The sequence below is a fragment of the Curtobacterium sp. LFS079 genome (genome assembly GCF_047977865.1).
In the GTDB taxonomy this organism is placed as follows: domain Bacteria; phylum Actinomycetota; class Actinomycetes; order Actinomycetales; family Micrococcaceae; genus Arthrobacter.
In genome coordinates this window covers 639,770-657,685 of the sequence record NZ_JBFPFO010000001.1, presented here as the reverse complement: position 1 = coordinate 657,685, position 17,916 = coordinate 639,770, and the positions used below count along the sequence as shown (strand labels likewise).

22 protein-coding genes are annotated in these 17,916 nt (G+C 66.4%); 3 read left to right on the top strand and 19 right to left on the bottom strand.

Translation table 11 applies throughout. The features are described from left to right. Window positions 1-5: 5 nt before the first annotated feature. A complete protein-coding gene (locus ACNQPB_RS03080) occupies window positions 6-893 on the bottom strand; it encodes an ABC transporter permease (protein WP_498748976.1) in 888 nt (295 codons plus the stop codon). Continuing rightward, a complete protein-coding gene (locus ACNQPB_RS03075) occupies window positions 890-1,981 on the bottom strand; it encodes a sugar phosphate isomerase/epimerase family protein (protein ID WP_498748974.1) in 1,092 nt (363 codons plus the stop codon). The genes ACNQPB_RS03080 and ACNQPB_RS03075 overlap by 4 nt, the downstream gene beginning before the upstream one ends. A 97-nt stretch (window positions 1,982-2,078) precedes the next feature. On the opposite strand from ACNQPB_RS03075, the gene ACNQPB_RS03070 reads away from it, so the two are divergent. From ACNQPB_RS03070 to ACNQPB_RS03060, 3 genes are read left to right on the top strand one after another with little or no spacing between them, the layout of a single operon-like run. Beyond that, on the top strand, window positions 2,079-2,756 hold the full coding sequence (locus tag ACNQPB_RS03070) for a FadR/GntR family transcriptional regulator (RefSeq protein WP_498748973.1): 678 nt from the start codon (window positions 2,079-2,081) through the stop codon (window positions 2,754-2,756). Next, window positions 2,753-4,213, top strand: a complete 1,461-nt coding sequence (locus ACNQPB_RS03065; RefSeq protein WP_498748971.1) for a chlorohydrolase family protein — start codon at window positions 2,753-2,755, stop codon at window positions 4,211-4,213. Before ACNQPB_RS03070 ends, ACNQPB_RS03065 begins: the two co-directional genes overlap by 4 nt. A 28-nt stretch (window positions 4,214-4,241) precedes the next feature. After that, the gene (locus tag ACNQPB_RS03060) at window positions 4,242-4,799 is read left to right on the top strand and encodes a 2-oxo-4-hydroxy-4-carboxy-5-ureidoimidazoline decarboxylase (protein WP_498748970.1); all 558 of its coding nucleotides are present in this window, start codon (window positions 4,242-4,244) and stop codon (window positions 4,797-4,799) included. A gap of 124 nt (window positions 4,800-4,923) precedes the next feature. On the opposite strand, the gene map is transcribed toward ACNQPB_RS03060, so the two are convergent. From map to rplN, 17 genes are all read right to left on the bottom strand, one after another. Next, window positions 4,924-5,754: a type I methionyl aminopeptidase gene (gene map, locus ACNQPB_RS03055; protein ID WP_498749091.1), complete on the bottom strand. Its 831-nt coding sequence runs from the start codon at window positions 5,752-5,754 to the stop codon at window positions 4,924-4,926. 28 nt (window positions 5,755-5,782) lie between these two features. Continuing rightward, window positions 5,783-6,709, bottom strand: coding sequence for an NAD-dependent epimerase/dehydratase family protein (locus tag ACNQPB_RS03050; RefSeq protein WP_498748968.1), 927 nt, complete (start codon window positions 6,707-6,709; stop codon window positions 5,783-5,785). After that, window positions 6,706-8,448 carry a class I adenylate-forming enzyme family protein gene (locus ACNQPB_RS03045; RefSeq protein WP_498748966.1) on the bottom strand — a complete coding sequence of 581 codons (1,743 nt, stop codon included), beginning with the start codon at window positions 8,446-8,448 and terminating at the stop codon, window positions 6,706-6,708. The genes ACNQPB_RS03050 and ACNQPB_RS03045 overlap by 4 nt, the downstream gene beginning before the upstream one ends. Continuing rightward, on the bottom strand, window positions 8,438-9,658 hold the full coding sequence (locus ACNQPB_RS03040; RefSeq protein WP_498748964.1) for a cytochrome P450: 1,221 nt from the start codon (window positions 9,656-9,658) through the stop codon (window positions 8,438-8,440). Before ACNQPB_RS03040 ends, ACNQPB_RS03045 begins: the two co-directional genes overlap by 11 nt. Next, on the bottom strand, window positions 9,655-10,455 hold the full coding sequence (locus ACNQPB_RS03035; RefSeq protein ID WP_498748963.1) for a glycosyltransferase family 2 protein: 801 nt from the start codon (window positions 10,453-10,455) through the stop codon (window positions 9,655-9,657). The genes ACNQPB_RS03040 and ACNQPB_RS03035 overlap by 4 nt, the downstream gene beginning before the upstream one ends. Then, the gene (locus tag ACNQPB_RS03030) at window positions 10,452-11,477 is read right to left on the bottom strand and encodes a 3-oxoacyl-ACP synthase III family protein (protein ID WP_498748961.1); all 1,026 of its coding nucleotides are present in this window, start codon (window positions 11,475-11,477) and stop codon (window positions 10,452-10,454) included. Before ACNQPB_RS03030 ends, ACNQPB_RS03035 begins: the two co-directional genes overlap by 4 nt. Before the next feature lie 104 nt (window positions 11,478-11,581). Next, window positions 11,582-12,151, bottom strand: coding sequence for an adenylate kinase (locus ACNQPB_RS03025; RefSeq protein WP_498749090.1), 570 nt, complete (start codon window positions 12,149-12,151; stop codon window positions 11,582-11,584). A gap of 5 nt (window positions 12,152-12,156) precedes the next feature. Beyond that, a complete protein-coding gene (secY, locus tag ACNQPB_RS03020) occupies window positions 12,157-13,467 on the bottom strand; it encodes a preprotein translocase subunit SecY (protein WP_498748959.1) in 1,311 nt (436 codons plus the stop codon). Window positions 13,468-13,669: 202 nt separating this feature from the next. Next, window positions 13,670-14,149, bottom strand: a complete 480-nt coding sequence (gene rplO / locus ACNQPB_RS03015) for a 50S ribosomal protein L15 (protein ID WP_070350376.1) — start codon at window positions 14,147-14,149, stop codon at window positions 13,670-13,672. Continuing rightward, window positions 14,149-14,355, bottom strand: coding sequence for a 50S ribosomal protein L30 (gene rpmD, locus ACNQPB_RS03010; protein ID WP_115790334.1), 207 nt, complete (start codon window positions 14,353-14,355; stop codon window positions 14,149-14,151). The genes rplO and rpmD overlap by 1 nt, the downstream gene beginning before the upstream one ends. A gap of 2 nt (window positions 14,356-14,357) precedes the next feature. Beyond that, window positions 14,358-15,032, bottom strand: a complete 675-nt coding sequence (rpsE, locus tag ACNQPB_RS03005) for a 30S ribosomal protein S5 (protein WP_171906558.1) — start codon at window positions 15,030-15,032, stop codon at window positions 14,358-14,360. Window positions 15,033-15,061: 29 nt separating this feature from the next. Then, the gene (rplR, locus tag ACNQPB_RS03000) at window positions 15,062-15,445 is read right to left on the bottom strand and encodes a 50S ribosomal protein L18 (protein WP_498748957.1); all 384 of its coding nucleotides are present in this window, start codon (window positions 15,443-15,445) and stop codon (window positions 15,062-15,064) included. A 3-nt stretch (window positions 15,446-15,448) separates the two neighbouring features. After that, window positions 15,449-15,985 (bottom strand): 50S ribosomal protein L6, encoded by a 537-nt coding sequence (gene rplF / locus ACNQPB_RS02995; protein ID WP_498748955.1) that lies wholly within the window; start codon window positions 15,983-15,985, stop codon window positions 15,449-15,451. Window positions 15,986-16,003: 18 nt separating this feature from the next. Further along, window positions 16,004-16,402: a 30S ribosomal protein S8 gene (rpsH, locus tag ACNQPB_RS02990; RefSeq protein ID WP_498748954.1), complete on the bottom strand. Its 399-nt coding sequence runs from the start codon at window positions 16,400-16,402 to the stop codon at window positions 16,004-16,006. Between the two features lie 82 nt (window positions 16,403-16,484). After that, the gene (gene rplE / locus ACNQPB_RS02985; protein WP_070350370.1) at window positions 16,485-17,063 is read right to left on the bottom strand and encodes a 50S ribosomal protein L5; all 579 of its coding nucleotides are present in this window, start codon (window positions 17,061-17,063) and stop codon (window positions 16,485-16,487) included. Beyond that, on the bottom strand, window positions 17,063-17,425 hold the full coding sequence (rplX, locus tag ACNQPB_RS02980; RefSeq protein ID WP_498748952.1) for a 50S ribosomal protein L24: 363 nt from the start codon (window positions 17,423-17,425) through the stop codon (window positions 17,063-17,065). Before rplX ends, rplE begins: the two co-directional genes overlap by 1 nt. A gap of 3 nt (window positions 17,426-17,428) precedes the next feature. Continuing rightward, window positions 17,429-17,797, bottom strand: a complete 369-nt coding sequence (rplN, locus tag ACNQPB_RS02975; RefSeq protein WP_074587806.1) for a 50S ribosomal protein L14 — start codon at window positions 17,795-17,797, stop codon at window positions 17,429-17,431. Between the last annotated feature and the right edge of the window lie 119 nt (window positions 17,798-17,916).

The window sequence follows — 17,916 nt, the reverse complement described above, 5'->3', positions numbered from 1 at the left end:
GATCCTCACTTCGCCTGGATGAATTCGCCGCGGGGGTCCAGGACTTCCCGGGCCCGGTCCGCGATGACGGTGGTCAAGGTGACGGCGGTGAGCAGTCCAAGGCCCGGGAAGCCGGCGATCCACCATTGCCCGGTCAGGAAGAACTGCTGGCCTTCGGTGATCATTTCGCCCCATTCGGCGGTGGGCGGCTGGGCTCCCAGTCCGAGGTACCCGAGGGCGGCCAGGGACAACACGGCGGCGCCGAACACGGCCGCCATCTGCAGGATCATGATCGGCACCAGGTGCGGGAGCACGTGCCGGAACAGGACCCGGGCAGGGCGGGCGCCGATCGCCATGGTGGAGCGGATGAAGTCCTGGCCGTACAGCCGCATCACTTCGCCGCGGAGTGTCCTCATGTACCAGGGGAAGGAGTGCAGCGAGAGGCCGATCACCGCCGCCGTAACGCCTGGCTTGAGCGCCATGGCGATGGCCATGGCGAGCAGGATCGCAGGGAAGCACAGGATCGAGTTGGTCAGCCAGGTGAAGAGGGTGTCCACCCAGCCGCGCATGGAGCCGGCCAGCAGGGCGGCCACACAGCCCACGATGGCCCCGATCAGCGCAATGGTCAGGCCGGCCAGGATCGAGGTCTGTCCGCCGGCAAGGAACCGGGACAGCACGTCGCGGCCCGTGTCGTCCGTGCCCATCGGGTGCCCGAAGCTCGGCGTCTGGAGTACCGCGCCAAGGTTGATGGCTTCGGGCTGGACGCGCCAGAACAGCGGGCCGAGCAGCGTCAGCACCACCAGGGCGGCCAGCAGGGACAGGGCGAGGGTGAGCTTCCGGTCGCGTTTAAGGAAGCTTCTGAAAGGCCGGCGCCTGGCCGGGACAACGGCCTGCGGGGCAGCTATTGCTGTCATGAGAGTCCTTCCTCTCCGGAGAGGATCGTTGCCGGAGCGGCAATGCCGGCGCCGATCGATGTGAGGATCCGCCGCAGTGTTGCGGCGCTGTGGAGCAGTTGGCGACGGCGTTCGGCCGGGGCGGGGTCGTCGTCCCAGCCGGTGAGGGGCGGGATTTCCCCGCGCGCCACGCCGTCGTGAGTCAGGGCCCCGAGCCGGGCCAGCTGGCCGATCTCCGGGGCGTCGAGGTGGGCTTCGTGACGGAACCATGAGCGGTCGAAAACGGGTGTGTCGAACTTTCCGCGGTGCTGTTCGAGGGTGAAGTCGCGCACCCCGGAGGCCAGCAGGCCGGCCAGGAGTAGGTCCCAGTCGAGGACGCCTTCGCCGAGGGCGCGCAGCCGGCGCCGGTAGCCCTGCGGCACCGCGAAGAGGACCAGGTCCTCCAGATGGGTCATGCGGGTGGAGGGGCCCAGTGCCGCGGCCACGGCGAGTGGATCTTCGCCCCGGACCACGAGGTTGGCCACATCGAGCCCGATGCTGAAGACTGCAGGGTCGAGGCCGTGCACCAGGGACAGCACCTCGGCCGAGGCGAGGTCCTCGTGCGTCTTGACGTTGATCCGGACCCCGGTGTCCCTGGCTTTCGCGGCAAGGGATTCAAGGTTTGCCCGGACCACGCGGAGCTGTGCGGGATGGTCCAGGAAGCGTCCGTGCTCCACCAGGCCTTCCCGCACGGAACGGGTGTAGACGAAGAACTCCGTGATGCCGAGCTCCAGCCCCCGCGCCAGGGCGCTGTGCAGTTCCCGGCGGACGGCGGCCGGTTCACCGGCCGGACCCGCGCAGCCCAGTCCCAGTTGAAGTTCGACGCCGGCGCGCCGGGCTTCCGCTGCCACCTCGTCCAGGCTGTCCGCCACTTCGCCCGAGAGTTCCGCGGCGATGTTGTTGAGGACCAGGAGGGTGAAGCCGTCCTCCACGGCCTGGCGGAGCGAGGCAAGCAGCGGCAGCTGCTCCATTCCGGGGTAGCGGGTGAATTGGATGCCGAGTCGGACGGCGGGAAATTCCCTGTCATCGGGAGACCTCGAGCCAGGAAATTGTTCTGTGATCTGGGCCATAGCGAACAAGATACACTCGTAAGACGTCTTACGAAAGAGTGGATTTTCACGCAGCCGTATGAGACGCTTCGTGGACGTAAGAACCAGAGGGGGCACCATGGCGGTGAACGGACGGCGCAGTGTGGTCGATGAGGCAATCGACGACATCCGCCAACGGATTCGGCAGGGCGAATGGGGTCTGGGCGACCGGATCCCGCCCGAACCCGAGCTGGGCAGGGCTTTGGGACTGAGCCGCGCTCCTTTGCGCGAGGCCCTGCGTGCGCTGGTGCACGCGGGCCTGCTCGTGACCCGGCAAGGCGACGGGACGTATGTCGCCGCCGTCGATGAACAGGAGATCGCCCTCCGCAAGGGCTTCCAGGACGCGGACCCCTTCGAGGCGGTCGAGGTCCGGCGCAGCCTTGACGTGCCGGCGGCCGCCCTCGCCGCCCAACGGCGGGACCAGTCAGACCTGGACAAGCTCGAAGACGCGCTCCACCGCCGTCGTGCCGCTGCGGAGGCGCGGGACGACAACGGGTTCCGCGAGGCGGACATCGACTTCCACCGCGCCGTGGTGGACGCCGCGCACAACCAGCTCCTGGCCGGGATCTACGGCTCCCTGGCTGCGAACATCGACGGCGCCTGGACCTCCCCCGCCGGTCTCGACCGTGCCGCTCACGCCGGGCATGACAACCACGACGACCTTTTCGAGGCCATCCGGGACGGCTCCGTACAGGACGCCATGCTGGTGGCCGGATCCATCCTGGATAACCAGGCACACGATTTGGAGAATAAATGATCACACGCATCAAGGCGGCCTTCGTGATCGGCTACGCCGACGGCGACCATTGCATCCTGCCCGACGCCGAGCTGGTCCACGAGGACGGGACCATCCTCTTCGTCGGCCGGAACTACACCGGCCCAGTGGACGTCGAGGTAGACGCCGGGCAGGCCGTGGTCTCCCCCGGCTTCATCGACCTCAACGCGCTGGCCGACATTGACCACGCCATCTTCGACTCCTGGCCCGACGCCTCCAGCCGCCTCGGGCTGGTCTGGTCCGAGTCCTACCTCAAGGACCACGGCGCCGTTTTCACCCGCGAACAGGCCCGCTTCCGCCGCGAGTTCGCGCTCTCCCAGCTGGTGCGCAACGGCATCACCACGCTCATGCCCATCGCCTCGGAGAGCTACCACGAATGGTGCGAGGACTACCAGGACATGGCTGACACCGCCGAGGCCGTTGAAGCCCTCGGCGTCCGCGCCTACCTCGGACCCAGCTACCGCACAGCCGTGCCATATACCGACGGCACACGCGTGCTGCTCCACGAAGACGAGCGCCGCGGTCTCGATGGCCTCGAAGATGCCATCCGCTTCGCGCAGGACTACGAAGGCCGGGCGAACGGGCTGATCCGCACCGCCCTGCTGCCCGCCCGGATCGAAACCCAGACCGAACAGACCCTGCGCCTCACCCGCAAGGCAGCGGACGAACTGGACGTCCCGGTGCGCCTGCATGCCGCCCAAGGACTCTCCGAAAACGAGATCATGGTTGCCAGGACGGGCAGGCGTTCACTGCCGTACCTGGCGGATCTTGGCTTCCTGGGCGAACGGACCTTCATCCCGCATGCCTGGACCATCCCGGGGCACCGCCACATGCCCGGGTCGCTGGGCGAAGGGGACGACCTCGCCCTGCTGGCCGATTCCGGAACGTCCGTACTCTTCTGTCCCATCCCCAGCGCCCATTACGGCAGCCCGCTGGACAACTACGATTCCTACCGCGAGCGGGGCATCCGGATTGTGCTGGGCACAGACTCTGCGCCGCCGAACATGATCCGGGCCATGGACCTCGCCATGGGCATGACCAAGGCCGCCACCGGCAGCCGCACCAGTGCGCGCGCCGAGGACCTCTTCCGCTCCGCCACCCTGGACCCGGCCGAAGCACTGGGCCGCCCGGACCTCGGCCGCCTCGCCCCCGGGGCACAGGCTGACTACTTCGTGCTTGACCTCACCGGGCAGCACATCGGCCCATACGGCGATCCAATCCGCACCATGGTGATGAACGCGGACGGCCGGGACATCACCCGCGTGGTGGTGGCCGGACGCACCGTGGTCGACGGCGGCGGGATCGTCACAGTGGACACCGGAGACTACCGCGAGCGGGCCCAGGAATTCCTGGAGCTTTACATCGCGTCGCTGAGCGTCTCGGACCACGCCCGCCGGTCCGCGGAAGAACTCCTGCCGCCAAGCTTCCCGCTCCGCTGAGGCCCTGCAGAAACGAAAGGAAACTGTCTTGAACACCTCTGTTGAAATGCACGGAGTCAAACGGCTCAACGACCTCCCCCGGGACGAGTTCATCAAAGTGATGCCCGAATTGTGCCACCTTCCCGTGGAAGACTGGGCAATCGACGTCGACCGTCAACGGCCGTTCAGTGACTTCGAAGACCTGATCGAAAAGGCGCGCTCATCCGTCACAGCCCTGAGTGACGCCAACGTGGTCGCCTCCCACGTCGGGTTGAGGCGACTGGGGTCCCGGCACGACGGCTTCACCGGTCGGCGGCTGCGGTGGGCCAGGCAGGAATCCGCCCGCATGGACAGGGACGACGAAGCCCTTCAGGCTCTGAACGAGGCCCAGGACGCCTACGAAACAAAATTCGGCCATGTCTTCCTCATCAGCGCAACTGGACTGACGAACGATGAGATGCTGGCCGCTCTCCGCACGCGCTTGGCGAATTCGCCCGAAGCGGAGTGCGACGCTGCAAGGGAGGAACTGCGCAAACTGGTCGCCATTCGCCTTACGAAGCTCGTTGAAGAGTTGGAAGATCCGGAAACCCCCCTCGCTGAGGGATAACCGGCTCGCTGTGGCATGACCGGCTGTTCGACCGTCCGCTCACGGAAGCCGAAGAACCGCGACGGCGAGGTGCCCCCGCGGGGGCACCTCGCCGAAGTTGTCTGGTTGGTTCAGCCCGGAAGGCTCAGGCCGGGATCGGCACCGGGGTGACGCCGAACTGCGCCAGGCGCTCCGCACCGCCGTCGGGCGCGGACAGGACCCAGATCCCCTTTTCGTGCACGGCTACGGAGTGCTCCCACTGGCAGGAACGTTGGCCGTCGGTGGTGACCACGGTCCAGTCGTCCTCGAGGGTGACGGTCTCGATTCCGCCGCGGACCAGCATCGGCTCGATCGCCAGGCACAGGCCGGGGCGGATCTTCGGCCCGCGGTGGCTGGTGCGGTAGTTCAGCACGTCCGGCGCCATGTGCATCTCGGAACCGATCCCGTGGCCCACGTAGTCCTCCAGGATGCCCAGCGGCTTGCCGGGGACGGCGGAGACGAAGTCATCAATGGCGTTGCCGATGTCGCCCACGAACTTGCCCTTGGCCAAGGCCGCGATGCCCCGCCACATGGCTTCCTCGGTGACATCGGAGAGGCGCTGGTCTTCGGGGTCGGCGGTGCCCACGATCACGGTGCGGGCCGAGTCGGAGTGCCAGCCGTCCACGATCGCGCCGCCGTCGATCGAGATGATGTCGCCGTCCTGCAGCACGCGGTCGCCCGGGATGCCGTGGACCACTTCCTCGTTGATGGAGGTGCAGATGGTGGCCGGGAAGCCGTGGTAGCCGAGGAAGTTGGACTTGGCGCCGGCATCGTTGAGCACAGCGGCGAACACCGCGTCCAACTCCCGGGTGCTGACGCCGGGCTTGGCGGCGGCCACTGCGGCGTCGAGGGCACGGCTGAGCACCAGCCCGGCCTCGTGCATCTTGCGCATCTGCTGGTTGGACTTGTATTCGATACGGGGCTGGCCGAACGCCATGGTCTCCTCGGGGGTTGCTCTCAATGGCTCATGCAGGGCGCACGTGCCTTGGCTCTGCCATCCATTTTCCCGCATCGGCGAGCGTGGTCGAAATCGGCTCCACTCCGAGCTCTCCGCGGAGCCGGTCCAGGCGGTAGCTCCGCTGCATTCCGAGCTGACTGACGGCGTAGCGGGTGAGCCGCGGCGGCCGGGCCGTAGCAGCTGCGGCTGCCTCGGATACCCCGGCCAGGGCCATGGCCAGCGGACACGGAACGTACCTCACGGCAACCTCGCCGCGGCCGGTGGCGTCCAGGACGGAACGCAGCACGGCGCCGAGCGGCACCGGGGCGGCGTCGGCCACGTTCACGGCGCCGCGCACGCCGGACGTGCAGGCTGCGAGCGCCGCCACCGTCAGGTTGCCGATGTGCGTCAGCTGGTGCAGGATCCCGGAATGGCCCACGCTCAGCAGCGTGCCGCGGCGGATGTTGGACAACAGCCGCGGCAGCAGGGTCCGGTCGCCCGGCCCGTACACGGCGTGCGGGCGCAGTACCAGGGCATTCGGATGGCGCCGGGCCTCGACGTCGGCGAGCGCCTTGCTGCGGCCATAGGCGCCCAGGTGCCGCGCAGCGACTTCCTCCTCGGCCCGGTCGATGCAGGGCTCCCACCAGGGGTAGACGCTGGAGCTGGAAATGTGCACCAGCCGGGTGCCCGGAAAGGCCTCCGCGACGGCGCGCGTGCCCAGGACGTTGACGCTGTGGAACAGCCGCGCCGGTCCCCAGTCCGCCACATGGGCCCCGGCATGCACGACGGCGTCCACCGCCGGCGGGCGCGCGGGCGGCGGACCGGCGAGGTCCCAGGCGAGGATCCCGGGTGCCGGCCGCCGGCCGAAACGGACCACCTCCCAGCCGCGGGCTTCTGCTGCGTCCGCGATGGTGCCGCCGATGAACCCGCCGGCTCCAGTGACTGCGATCCTCATGCGCGATCTCCTGCTTGCTCAGCCGTGGCCACCCGCCCGGAACCGGCGACGGCGGCTGCGGCGGCGGCTGCGAAGTCCTCCCGCAGCTTTGCCCGGTCGGTCTTGCGGTGCCTGCCGCCCACGGGAAGTTCCTGCATGGTTTCGATCCGGTCCGGCAGTGCGGACCCATCGATCAGCCGGGGCAGTTCGCGGGCCAGCCGTGCCTTCACCTTCGCAGGCTCTTCCCCGGACGCCGGCACGATCGCCAGCCACACGGCCTCGTCGCCGCATCCGTCCGGCACACCCACCATGGCGGCCTGCGCCACGCCGCGGACGTTTGCGATGAGCGGCTCGTACAGCGCCGGGTAGATGTTGGTCTTGCCGCGGATGATCATGTCCTTCTTGCGTCCGATCATCACCAGCCGGGGCCTGCCGTCCGGGCCGCCACGGTCCAAGCGGACCAGGTCTCCGGTAGCGTGCTCGGACATGTCCGGCTGTCCGAGGTAGCCGCGGCACATGTTCGGCCCGCTGGCCAGCAGTTCGTGGTCCTCCGCCACCCTGATCCGCACTGCCGGCAAGGGTGCACCCAGCAAGTCGCCTTCGCCGGTTCCGTCCGGCGCCTTCAGCTCCGCCTCCGCGCCGGACGCGAAGGCGAGCTTTTCCGCACCGTCGGCAATCGCGATCGGCAGCAGTTCGGTCATGCCGTAAATGAGCTTGAAGCCGACGCCGGGCAGCACCCGCATCGCCCGTTCCAGGAACGGTGCCAGGACCGGCGCCGCGCCGAGCATCACAGTCCGCAGCGTTTCCGGAAGCGTCACCGCGCCGGCCTCCACGGCGTCCAGGATGGGCGCCAGCTGGGCCGGCACCAGGAAAAGGTGCGTGGCGCCGTCGTACTTCCCGGAAACCGGGCCCAGCTCGGCGGCCAGCCGCAGTGGGTCGATATGGGCGGACAAGCCGTAGGCGGGCATGGTCCAGTGCGCCCCGGCGATCAGGGCCGGCAGGCCCATCATGAGCTGCTCCGAATGGATCCGGTCCCCGGCGTCGAAGGTGCAGCGCTGCATCAGCTGACCAAAGCCCGCCGCGAGCGATCCGCGGGTGTGGACCACGCCCTTCGGGTGGCCGGTGGTCCCCGAGGTGAAGATGGTCACCGCCTCCTGCTCCGGTGCGGATCCGGGCAGCTTCACGGCACCCGCCGAAATGCCCGCCGACATGTTTGCGCCCGCTCCCGCGCCTGCAAGCGACTTGACCGGGCGTGCCCCGCGCGGCACCCCCGGGAGCCACGGTCCGGAGTAGAAGTGGCGCACGTTCATGGCGGCGTAGTCGGGGAGCAGCAGCCCGCGGCGACGGGCGATCGGGCGCAGCGGACCTTTGGCACTCAACGCGTACAACAACGATTCGGCGGCTGCCCAGCGTGGCGCCGCGAGATCCGCGCGGTCCTTGAACAAGGCCGGGCCGATCCCCGGATCGATAAAGACAATTGAGCCGCCTGCCCTGACCGCACCCAGCGCCAGGACAAACGCATCCGGCCCCGGCCGCACCGAGAACAGCATCCGCTCTCCAAGGCCGAAGCCCTCGGCGCGCAGCGCGCGGGCAGTGGACTCGATCCCTTCCACGAGGGCGGCGTAGCTGATGGTGCGCCCGGGGGCCGGGGCCTTCCGCAGCCGGGTTCTCCTGCCCGGTGCCGTGATGGCGGGACGCTCCGGCCAGCGCCGGGCGGATTCGTAAACCCCGGCGATCAGGTCCGTGCAGTCATCGGTCATTGGCCAGCTCCATGGTCTCGTATCCGGGGATGAGCACCCGCCGTTTGACGCGCCGGGACACGATCCGCCACGGCTGCCGGGCGTAGAGGTCCAGCAGGCTCTCCAGCGTGGAGTTGATCTGCGCCATGGCCAGCGGCATGCCGATACAGAAGTGCGGGCCGGCGCCGAACCATAGCTGCCGGGCGTGCGGCGGGACGGTCCGCTCCGGGTCGAAACCGCCCAGGCTCTTGGCTGCATGGACGGTGGACAGCAGCAGCCGGTCCCCCGCCCGGAACCGCACCCCGCCCAGCGTCCCGGCGGCGACGGCGTCGCGCAGCATCATCGGCGAGGGCACCGTGAAGCGGAGGCCCTCGTTGACTGCGGCGGGCAACGCGGCACGGTCCGCTGCCAGCGCGGGCAAGCTCCCGGCGTCGGCCAGCAGCGCGACAATCCGCGGGATGAAGGACACCAGGGTCTCGGTCCCGACGATCACGAACGCACTGACCACCCCCACGGCTTCCTGTTCGCTCATGCCCAGCTCCCGCAAACGCCCGGGAAAAGTTTCCGGCAGACCGTTGCGGTAGGCCGTGCGGGCGGGTCCGGCCAGGCGCTCGACGGCGGAACGCGCCCTGGCGGCCTGCGCCGGCGTCAGTTCGTGGCGGCCCAGCCGGACCAGCGAGGTGATGGAGGAGCCGAGGTCGAACAGTTCCCTGTCCGGCAGGCGGCCCGGAGCGTCCTCCGCGAGGCCCAGGATCCTGGCGATCACACCGCCCGACAGCTCCTTGACCGCCCCGACGAGGTCTACTCGCCGGCCTGCCGGCAGCTCGCGTGCCAGCTGTTCCCGGAGCCTTGCCGCGGCGGGCTCCACGATGCCTGCCACGGAACGGGCCGTGAACACCCCGCCGAGGCGGCGGCGCATTTCCAGGTGCGCGGCGCCGTCCATGTTGAGCAGGGCCTTGGGGCCCACCACCGGGGTCCACAGGCCGCCGGACGCGGACGGTCCCTGCTTGACGAAGCGCTCATTGTCCATCAGGACTTCACGCAGGAGCCCCGCTTCGCTGACCAGGATCCCGAGCCCGGGGATCCGCTGCACCGGGCGCCGGTAGCCGAGTCCGCGGATCAGGGGGTACAGCACCGGATGGGCGCCCAGGTGAACGCGCCGCTCCCAGCGCTCCAATTGCCTGTGCTCCCGCTGCCTGTGCCGCAGTTCCAGGTGGTCAAGGGAAGTCACCGGATGTCCACCACCTCGGGCTTGTACCGGTGGTCTGCGTACCAGGCGAGGGTGTTTCCCAATCCCCAGGCTTTCACCCGCCGGGAGGAGCCGTAGACCACCACGTCGCGGCGCAGCGCGTAGTCCCGGGTGAGCCTGCGGACCCGGTTGGACAAAGCCCTGTCCTCGTGGAGCTCCTCGATCCTGGTCCGCGGGAAGCCGCCCGAGCGGCGGTACATGTCTGCCGTGATCGCCATATTGCAACCGGGCAGCATCAGGTACGGCCCCAGGTAGCCCTCGCCCTTGTTTCCGGGCCGGATCCGGCCGAAGAAGGAAGCCACCTCAACGGCCAGCAGCATCATGCGTCGCTCGGTGGCGGTCATTCCCTCGTCCTCCCGGGGCAGCAGCTGGCCTGCCACCAGTTCCAAGCCGTCGTCGAACGCCGCCAAAATCCGCGCGGTCCAGTCGGGGGCGGCCAGGCAGTCCGCATCCGTGCGGGCCAGCCACGTGGCCCCGTGCCCGGCGCCGAAGCGCATGCCCGTATCAGCCGCGGCCCCGGTGCCTTTCCGGCTTTCGTGGATCAGCCGGATGTCCATCTCCGGGTGCTCCGCCGCGAAGCCGGCCACTATTCCGCCAGTGCCGTCCGTGGAACCGTTGTCCACCACGACCACGGTGAAATCCTTGTGCTGCTGGACAGCGAGCGATTCGAGGGTATGCCGGATCAGCTTCTCCTCGTTAAGCGCCGGCACCGCGATGCTGAGGGCCCGGGTCGCCGTCGTGCTTGACAGGCCTGCTGCCGTGGAAGGGCCGCCGCTCATAGCCGCACCACGGCCATGCCCAGGCTGACGCCGCCGGCCAGGCCCACCAAGGCCACCAGGTCCCCCGGACCACAACGCCCGCTGTCCAGCGCAAGCTTCAACTGCAAAGGCAGTGTCACGGAGGCGAGGTTCCCGTAGTCCTCTACCGTGGGGACCAGCAGGTCCCAGGGCACACCTGCACCACGGGCAAAGACTTCCCGGTAGGGTGCGCTGACCTGGTGCACGCAGACAACCGCGAAATCCTGCCAGGTCAATCCCAGTCGTTCGAGGGTCGAATGCAGGATGCCGCTGCCGAGGTCCAGGAAGGCATCCTTGAGTTTCTCCCCGTCCATCGAGAAGTACGTCGCTTCCGGGTCCCGAGGGTAGGCCGAGCCTCCCCCGGCAAGTGTGCCCACCGACCAGTGTGTGCTCTTCGCGGAGAAGCCCATGCCCAGGATGCCGGCCCCTGAACCGTCCGAGGGCTCAATCAGGGCGGCGTACCCGCCGTCGCTCATGGTGTATCCCGGGAAGGACGCTGCGAACGTCCCGAAGTCTTGCACCGCCCAGCGGACAGCCCGCGACGGCGACTCCCCGCCCGCTACGAGGACCCTCCCGTAGCGTCCGGTGGAGACGAATGAATCGGCCACCTCAAGTCCGTTCAGGTAGCTGTTGCACGCGTTCTTGACGTCCATCGCCGGGCAGTGGAGGCCCAGTTTCGCCGCGACCATATGCGCGGTGGCCGGTTCAACCATGTCCTGGCTGGCCGAGGCAAAAATCAGCAGGTCCACGTCGCGGGGCTCCAGGCCCCGCTCGGCGAGGACTTTGGCCGCCGCGTTGACGGCAAGGTCCGAGGCCTGCTCCGATGCGGCCATGATGCTGCGCGTGCGGATTCCGGTCACCCGGCCGATCAGGCCGCGCGGAACCTTGAAGCCGCGGCTTTCGAGCCTGATGCGTTGCTCGACGGCGGTCGTGTCCAGGCGCCCGGGCGGCAGGTAGACCTCTACACCGGTGATCCGGCTCTGTCCCTGCGCTGCAGCGGCCATCCGCTCCCCCATATCCAGTCCGCGGCGTGGGAAATACAAAAAGGGTGCATCCCGCACTCATGGTACGGGACGCACCCTTTCAGGAAGCGTCAGTTGCGCCGTGTTCAGACAGCCTTGGCAGCTTCGATGGCCAGCAGCACGCGGTCGGTGACCTCGTCGATCTCGCCGATGCCGTCCACCTGGGTCAGGATGCCGCGCTCGGCATACTTGGCCACCACGGCTTCGGTCTGCTCGTGGTACAGGTCCAGGCGGTGGCGGATGACGGCTTCGTTGTCGTCCGAGCGGCCGGTTTCCTTGGCGCGGCCCAGCAGGCGGTGGACGAGTTCCTCGTCGTCGGCGGTCAGCTGAAGCACCACGTCGAGCTTCTGCTGTCCTTCCGCGAGGATCTGGTCGAGGTAGTCGACCTGGGCCGTGGTGCGCGGGTAGCCGTCAAGCAGGAAGCCGTTCTCGACGTCGGACTCGCCCAGGCGGTCGCGGACCATCTTGTTGGTGACCGCGTCCGGAACGAAGTCGCCGGCGTCCATGTACTTCTTGGCTTCGATGCCCAGGGGAGTTTCGCCCTTGACGTTGGCACGGAAGATGTCGCCGGTGGAGATGGCGACTACGCCCAGGCGCCCGGAGATCCGGTCGGCCTGGGTACCCTTGCCCGAACCCGGAGGTCCAATGATCAGCATTCTCGTCATCGCAAAAGCCCTTCGTAGTGACGTTGTTGTAGCTGCGCATCAATCTGCTTGACGGTTTCCAGGCCGACGCCCACCATGATCAGGATCGAGGTGCCACCGAACGGGAAGTTCTGGTTGGCGCCGATCAGGACCAGGGCGATCAGCGGGATCAAAGCCACGAAGCCGAGGTAGAAGGCTCCGGGAAGGGTGATCCTGGAAAGCACGTACTGCAGGTAGTCCGCGGTCGGTTTACCCGCCCGGATGCCCGGAATGAACCCGCCGTACTTCTTCATGTTGTCCGAGACCTCTTCAGGGTTGAAGGTGATCGCGACGTAGAAGTAGGTGAAGAACACGATCATGGCAAAGTAGAGCGCCATGTAGATGGGGTGGTCACCGCGGGTCAGGTTGTTGTTGATCCACTCGACCCATGGAGCCATCTGCTCCCCCGCCTTCGGCTGGTTGAACTGCGCAATCAGTCCGGGCAGGTAGAGCATGGAGGAAGCGAAGATGACGGGCACGACGCCGGCCATGTTCACCTTGATCGGGATGTAGGTGTTGGTGCCGCCCACCGTGCGGCGGCCGACCATGCGCTTGGCGTACTGCACCGGGACACGGCGCTGGGACTGCTCGACGAAGACAACCAGCGCCACGGTCACGAGGCCGATCACGAGCACCGTGAAGAAAGTGCCGGGGCCCTTGGACGTCCAGATGGCCCCCAGGGAGGTGGGGAAGGTCGCCGCGATGGAGGTGAAGATCAGCAGGGACATGCCGTTGCCCACACCCTTTTCGGTCACCAGTTCACCCATCCACATGATGAGGCCGGTGCCGGCCGTCAGCGTGATGACGATCAGGATTGTGGCGATGATGCTGCTGTCCGGGATGATCGGCAGCTGGCAGTTCGGCAGGAGCTGGCCCGAACGGGCGAGCGATACCAGGGTGGTTGCGTTCAGGAGGCCGAGCGCAATCGTCAGGTAGCGCGTGTACTGCGTCAGCTTCGACTGGCCTGAAGCGCCTTCTTCGTACAGCTGCTGGAACCGCGGGATCACCACGCGGAGCAGCTGCACGATGATGCTTGACGTGATGTAGGGCATGATGCCCAGCGCGAAGATGGATACATGCAGCAGCGCGCCGCCGCTGAACAGGTTCACGAGCTGGTACAGGCTCCCTTGTGCCTGACCGCCATGCAAACACTGCTGCACATTCTGGTAGCTCACACCAGGCGAGGGAATGAATGCACCCAAGCGGAAGATTGTGATGATTCCCAGCGTGAACAACAGCTTGCGTCGCAAATCAGGCGTCCGAAACGCCCGGCCGAATGCGCTAAGCAAGCGTCCTCCTGAGTAGAAAAATCCAAAGGTAACTGTGGGCCCAATGAAACCCAACACCCGAGTCTAGCTGTTGTATGCGCCATGCGAACAATCGGGAGTCCTTGAAAATGAAAAAACTCCCGGTGTGCCGGGCCGAAGCCCCGCACACCGGGAGTTGCTTCACAACAGGGTGGAACCCCGCTGCTTCTTCGGGATCAGTCCCTTAGAGAGCGGTGGTGGTGCCGCCTGCTGCAGCGATCTTTTCCGCAGCGCTGGCGGAGAAAGCGTGGGCGGTGACGTCAACCTTGACGGTGATGTCACCGGTGCCCAGCACCTTCACGGGCTGGTTCTTGCGAACGGCACCCTTCTCGACCAGAGCCTCGACGGTTACTGCGCCGCCTTCCGGGAACAGCTCGTTGAGCTTGTCCAGGTTCACAACCTGGAACTCGACCCGGAACGGGTTCTTGAAGCCGCGCAGCTTCGGCAGGCGCATGTGCAGCGGCAGCTGGCCGCCGGCAAAGCCAGCCTTGACCTGGTAGCGGGCCTTCGTACCCTTGGTACCGCGACCGGCGGTCTTACCCTTGGAGCCTTCACCACGACCAACACGGGTCTTGGCAGTCTTGGCACCCGGGGCGGGACGCAGGTGGTGGACCTTCAGCGCGTGCTGCTTCTCAGCAGCCTCGGCGGTCTTGTTCTCAGCCATTACTTCGCCTCCTCAACATTCACGAGGTGCGGAACCGTGTTGAGCATGCCCACGGTCACGGCGTCAGCGGTACGGACAACAGTGTGTCCGATGCGCTTGAGGCCGAGGGAACGCAGGGTCTCGCGCTGGTTCTGCTTGGCGCCGATGACGCCCTTGATCTGGGTGATCTCCAACTTGGCGTCGGAGGGAGTCAGGTTCTTAGCCATGACTAGGCACCTGCCTTCTGGTTCTGGATGGCGCGCACCAGGGCAGCCGGAGCAACCTCGTCCAGCGGCAGGCCACGGCGGGCTGCCACGGAAGCGGGCTCTTCCAGTCGCTTCAGGGCGTCAACAGTCGCGTGAACGATGTTGATGGCGTTGGAGGAACCGAGCGACTTGGAGAGGACGTCGTGGATGCCGACGCACTCCAGTACTGCACGGACCGGACCGCCGGCGATAACACCGGTACCCGGGGAAGCCGGACGCAGCATGACGACGCCGGCTGCGGCCTCACCCTGCACGCGGTGCGGGATGCTGTTACCGATGCGCGGGACGCGGAAGAAGGACTTCTTGGCCTCTTCGACACCCTTTGCGATGGCGGCGGGAACTTCCTTGGCCTTGCCGTAGCCGACGCCGACCAGACCGTTGCCGTCACCGACAACGACGAGGGCGGTGAAGCTGAAGCGACGACCACCCTTGACGACCTTGGCGACACGGTTGATGGTCACAACGCGCTCTACGAACTGGCTCTTCTCGGCCTCACGACCGCCGTCGCGGCCACCACGGCCACCACGGTCGCCGCGGCCCTGGCCACGGTCGCCACGCTCGCCGCCGCGACGTCCGCCGCGGCGGTCGTCGGTGGCAGCAGCGGTCTCAGTTGCCTCAGCAGCTGCAGCTTCAGTCACCTGAATGTCCTTTTCGTTATTTTCAGCGGTCACAGTGCCAGCCCACCTTCGCGTGCACCGTCAGCGACGGCGGCGATGCGGCCGTGGTACTTGTTACCACCGCGGTCGAACACAACAGCTTCGATGCCTGCAGCCTTCGCGCGCTCTGCAACGAGCTCACCAACGCGCTTGGCCTTGGCGGTCTTGTCGCCGTCAAACGCGCGCAGGTCGGCTTCCAGGGTGGAAGCGTAGGCCACGGTGACACCCTTGCTGTCATCGACAACCTGGACGAATACGTGGCGTGCGGAGCGGTTGACCACCAGGCGGGGGCGGACAGCCGTGCCGGTGATGCGCTTGCGGATACGAAGCTGGCGGCGGCTGCGGGCAGCTGCCTTGCTCTTGTTCGTGCGCTTCTTGTTAATTGCAATGGCCATGGTTTACTTACCAGCCTTTCCGACCTTGCGGCGGATGACTTCGCCGGCGTAACGGACACCCTTGCCCTTGTAGGGGTCGGGCTTGCGCAGCTTGCGAATGTTGGCAGCAACCTCGCCGACCTGCTGCTTGGAGATACCGGCGACCGAGAACTTGGTCGGGTTTTCCACGGTGAAGGTGATGCCTTCCGGAGCGGAAACGTTGACCGGGTGGCTGTAACCCAGAGCGAACTCGAGGTCGGAGCCCTTGGCCTGGACGCGGTAACCGGTACCGACGATCTCAAGCTTCTTCTCGTAGCCCTTGGTGACACCCTCGATCATGTTGGCGATGAGGGTACGGGTCAGGCCGTGCAGCGAACGCGAGGCCCGCTCGTCGTTCGGGCGGGTAACCGTCAGGGTTCCTTCGTCCAGGGTGACCTCGATCGGGCTGGCAACAGTGTGGCTCAGCTCGCCCTTGGCGCCCTTGACGCTGATGACCGAGCCATCAACCTTGACATCGACGCCGGCGGGAACGGTGATGGGGAGACGTCCAATACGTGACATTATTCTCTTCCTTTCCCGTTACCAGACGTACGCGAGGACTTCGCCGCCCACGCCCTTCTTGCCGGCCTGCTTGTCAGTCAGGAGGCCGGAAGAGGTGGACAGGATTGCGATACCCAGGCCACCCAGCACGTGGGGCAGGTTGGTGGACTTCGCGTAAACGCGCAGACCCGGCTTGGAAATACGGCGGACACCGGCGATCGAACGCTCGCGGTTCGGACCGAACTTGAGGTCGATGGTCAGCTTCTTGCCAACTTCAGCTTCCTCTTCCTTCCAGGCGGCGATGTAGCCTTCTGCCTTCAGGATGTCGGCAACGCGTGCCTTGAGCTTGCTGTACGGCATGGTCACGGAGTCGTGGTATGCCGAGTTGGCGTTGCGCAGACGCGTAAGCATGTCTGCGACAGGATCTGTCATAGTCATTTGGGCTCTTGCCCTTCCTCGTAGCGGTTTCCGCCGTTCTTCTCCCTAGGGAGACAGGTCAGCGGACCTCTTACGTAGTTGATTAGTCTTCGGATTTGAACGGGAAGCCGAGTGCCTTAAGCAGGGCACGGCCTTCGTCGTCGGTCTTGGCGGTGGTGACAACCGTGATGTCCATGCCGCGGACGCGGTCGATGGAGTCCTGGTCGATCTCGTGGAACATAACCTGCTCGGTCAGACCGAAGGTGTAGTTGCCGTTGCCGTCGAACTGCTTGCCGTTGAGGCCGCGGAAGTCGCGGATACGGGGCAGGGCGAGGGTGACCAGACGGTCCACGAATTCCCACATGCGGTCGCCACGGAGGGTGGCGTGCGCACCGATCGGCATGCCTTCGCGCAGCTTGAACTGGGCGATGGACTTACGGGCCTTGGTGACCTGCGGCTTCTGGCCGGTGATCAGGGTCAGATCGCGGACAGCGCCGTCGATCAGCTTGGAGTCCTTGGCGGCATCTCCAACACCCATGTTCACAACGACCTTCACGAGGCGGGGAACCTGGTTCACGTTCTCGTACTTGAATTCCTCAAGCAGGGACTGCTTGATGGATTCGGCGTACTTGGTCTTCAGACGCGGAACGATCTTTACCGGAGTCTCGAGAGTCTCAGTCATTAGATGTCCTTCCCGGTGGCCTTGGACACGCGGATGCGGACGGTCTTCTGCTTGCCGTCCTTCTCAACGGTCTCAACACGGAAACCGACGCGGGTGGGCTTCTTGGTCGAGGGGTCAACGAGGGCCACGTTCGAGATGTGGATCGGAGCCTCAACGATTTCGATGCCACCGGTCTTGGTGCCGCGCTGCGACTGTCCGACCTTGGTGTGCTTGGTCACGCGGTTGATGCCTTCCACGAGGACGCGGTTAGCCTCAGGGAATACGCGAAGAACCTTGCCCTGCTTGCCACGGTCGCCGCCGCGGTCCTGCTTGGCACCGGTGATGACCTGAACGAGGTCACCCTTCTTGATCTTTGCACCCATGGGTTACAGCACCTCCGGAGCCAGGGAGACGATCTTCATGAACTTCTTGTCGCGAAGCTCGCGGCCAACCGGGCCGAAGATACGGGTACCGCGGGGGTCACCGTCGTTCTTCAGGATCACAGCTGCGTTCTCGTCAAACTTGATGTAGGAACCGTCCGCACGGCGGCGTTCCTTCTTGGTGCGAACGATGACAGCCTTGACGACGTCACCCTTCTTTACGTTGCCGCCCGGGATAGCGTCCTTGACGGTTGCGACGATCACGTCGCCAATGCTTGCGTAGCGACGGCCGGAACCACCGAGAACGCGAATGGTAAGGATTTCCTTAGCACCCGTGTTGTCGGCGACCTTCAGTCGCGACTCCTGCTGAATCAATTTTTTACTCCTTGCGTCGCGCCGGTTCTCAAACCGAAAACGTGCATACGGAATGAGCCTTGCGGAACGGTTGATCGGGGTGTCTCTGGACCTGCCTGGATTTTGCCAGAGCAGGCCTA

What these genes read in the sequence shown, in the direction of transcription:
- ACNQPB_RS03080 (WP_498748976.1), bottom strand. Translation starts at nt 893, where the DNA reads ATGACAGCAATAGCTGCCCCGCAGGCCGTTGTCCCGGCCAGGCGCCGG.
- ACNQPB_RS03075 (WP_498748974.1), bottom strand. Translation starts at nt 1,981, where the DNA reads ATGGCCCAGATCACAGAACAATTTCCTGGCTCGAGGTCTCCCGATGAC.
- ACNQPB_RS03070 (WP_498748973.1), top strand. Translation starts at nt 2,079, where the DNA reads ATGGCGGTGAACGGACGGCGCAGTGTGGTCGATGAGGCAATCGACGAC.
- ACNQPB_RS03065 (WP_498748971.1), top strand. Translation starts at nt 2,753, where the DNA reads ATGATCACACGCATCAAGGCGGCCTTCGTGATCGGCTACGCCGACGGC.
- map (WP_498749091.1), bottom strand. Translation starts at nt 5,754, where the DNA reads ATGGCGTTCGGCCAGCCCCGTATCGAATACAAGTCCAACCAGCAGATG.
- ACNQPB_RS03050 (WP_498748968.1), bottom strand. Translation starts at nt 6,709, where the DNA reads ATGAGGATCGCAGTCACTGGAGCCGGCGGGTTCATCGGCGGCACCATC.
- ACNQPB_RS03045 (WP_498748966.1), bottom strand. Translation starts at nt 8,448, where the DNA reads ATGACCGATGACTGCACGGACCTGATCGCCGGGGTTTACGAATCCGCC.
- ACNQPB_RS03035 (WP_498748963.1), bottom strand. Translation starts at nt 10,455, where the DNA reads ATGAGCGGCGGCCCTTCCACGGCAGCAGGCCTGTCAAGCACGACGGCG.
- ACNQPB_RS03030 (WP_498748961.1), bottom strand. Translation starts at nt 11,477, where the DNA reads ATGGCCGCTGCAGCGCAGGGACAGAGCCGGATCACCGGTGTAGAGGTC.
- ACNQPB_RS03025 (WP_498749090.1), bottom strand. Translation starts at nt 12,151, where the DNA reads ATGCTGATCATTGGACCTCCGGGTTCGGGCAAGGGTACCCAGGCCGAC.
- rplO (WP_070350376.1), bottom strand. Translation starts at nt 14,149, where the DNA reads ATGGCTGAGAACAAGACCGCCGAGGCTGCTGAGAAGCAGCACGCGCTG.
- rpmD (WP_115790334.1), bottom strand. Translation starts at nt 14,355, where the DNA reads ATGGCTAAGAACCTGACTCCCTCCGACGCCAAGTTGGAGATCACCCAG.
- rplR (WP_498748957.1), bottom strand. Translation starts at nt 15,445, where the DNA reads ATGGCCATTGCAATTAACAAGAAGCGCACGAACAAGAGCAAGGCAGCT.
- rplF (WP_498748955.1), bottom strand. Translation starts at nt 15,985, where the DNA reads ATGTCACGTATTGGACGTCTCCCCATCACCGTTCCCGCCGGCGTCGAT.
- rpsH (WP_498748954.1), bottom strand. Translation starts at nt 16,402, where the DNA reads ATGACTATGACAGATCCTGTCGCAGACATGCTTACGCGTCTGCGCAAC.
- rplE (WP_070350370.1), bottom strand. Translation starts at nt 17,063, where the DNA reads ATGACTGAGACTCTCGAGACTCCGGTAAAGATCGTTCCGCGTCTGAAG.
- rplX (WP_498748952.1), bottom strand. Translation starts at nt 17,425, where the DNA reads ATGGGTGCAAAGATCAAGAAGGGTGACCTCGTTCAGGTCATCACCGGT.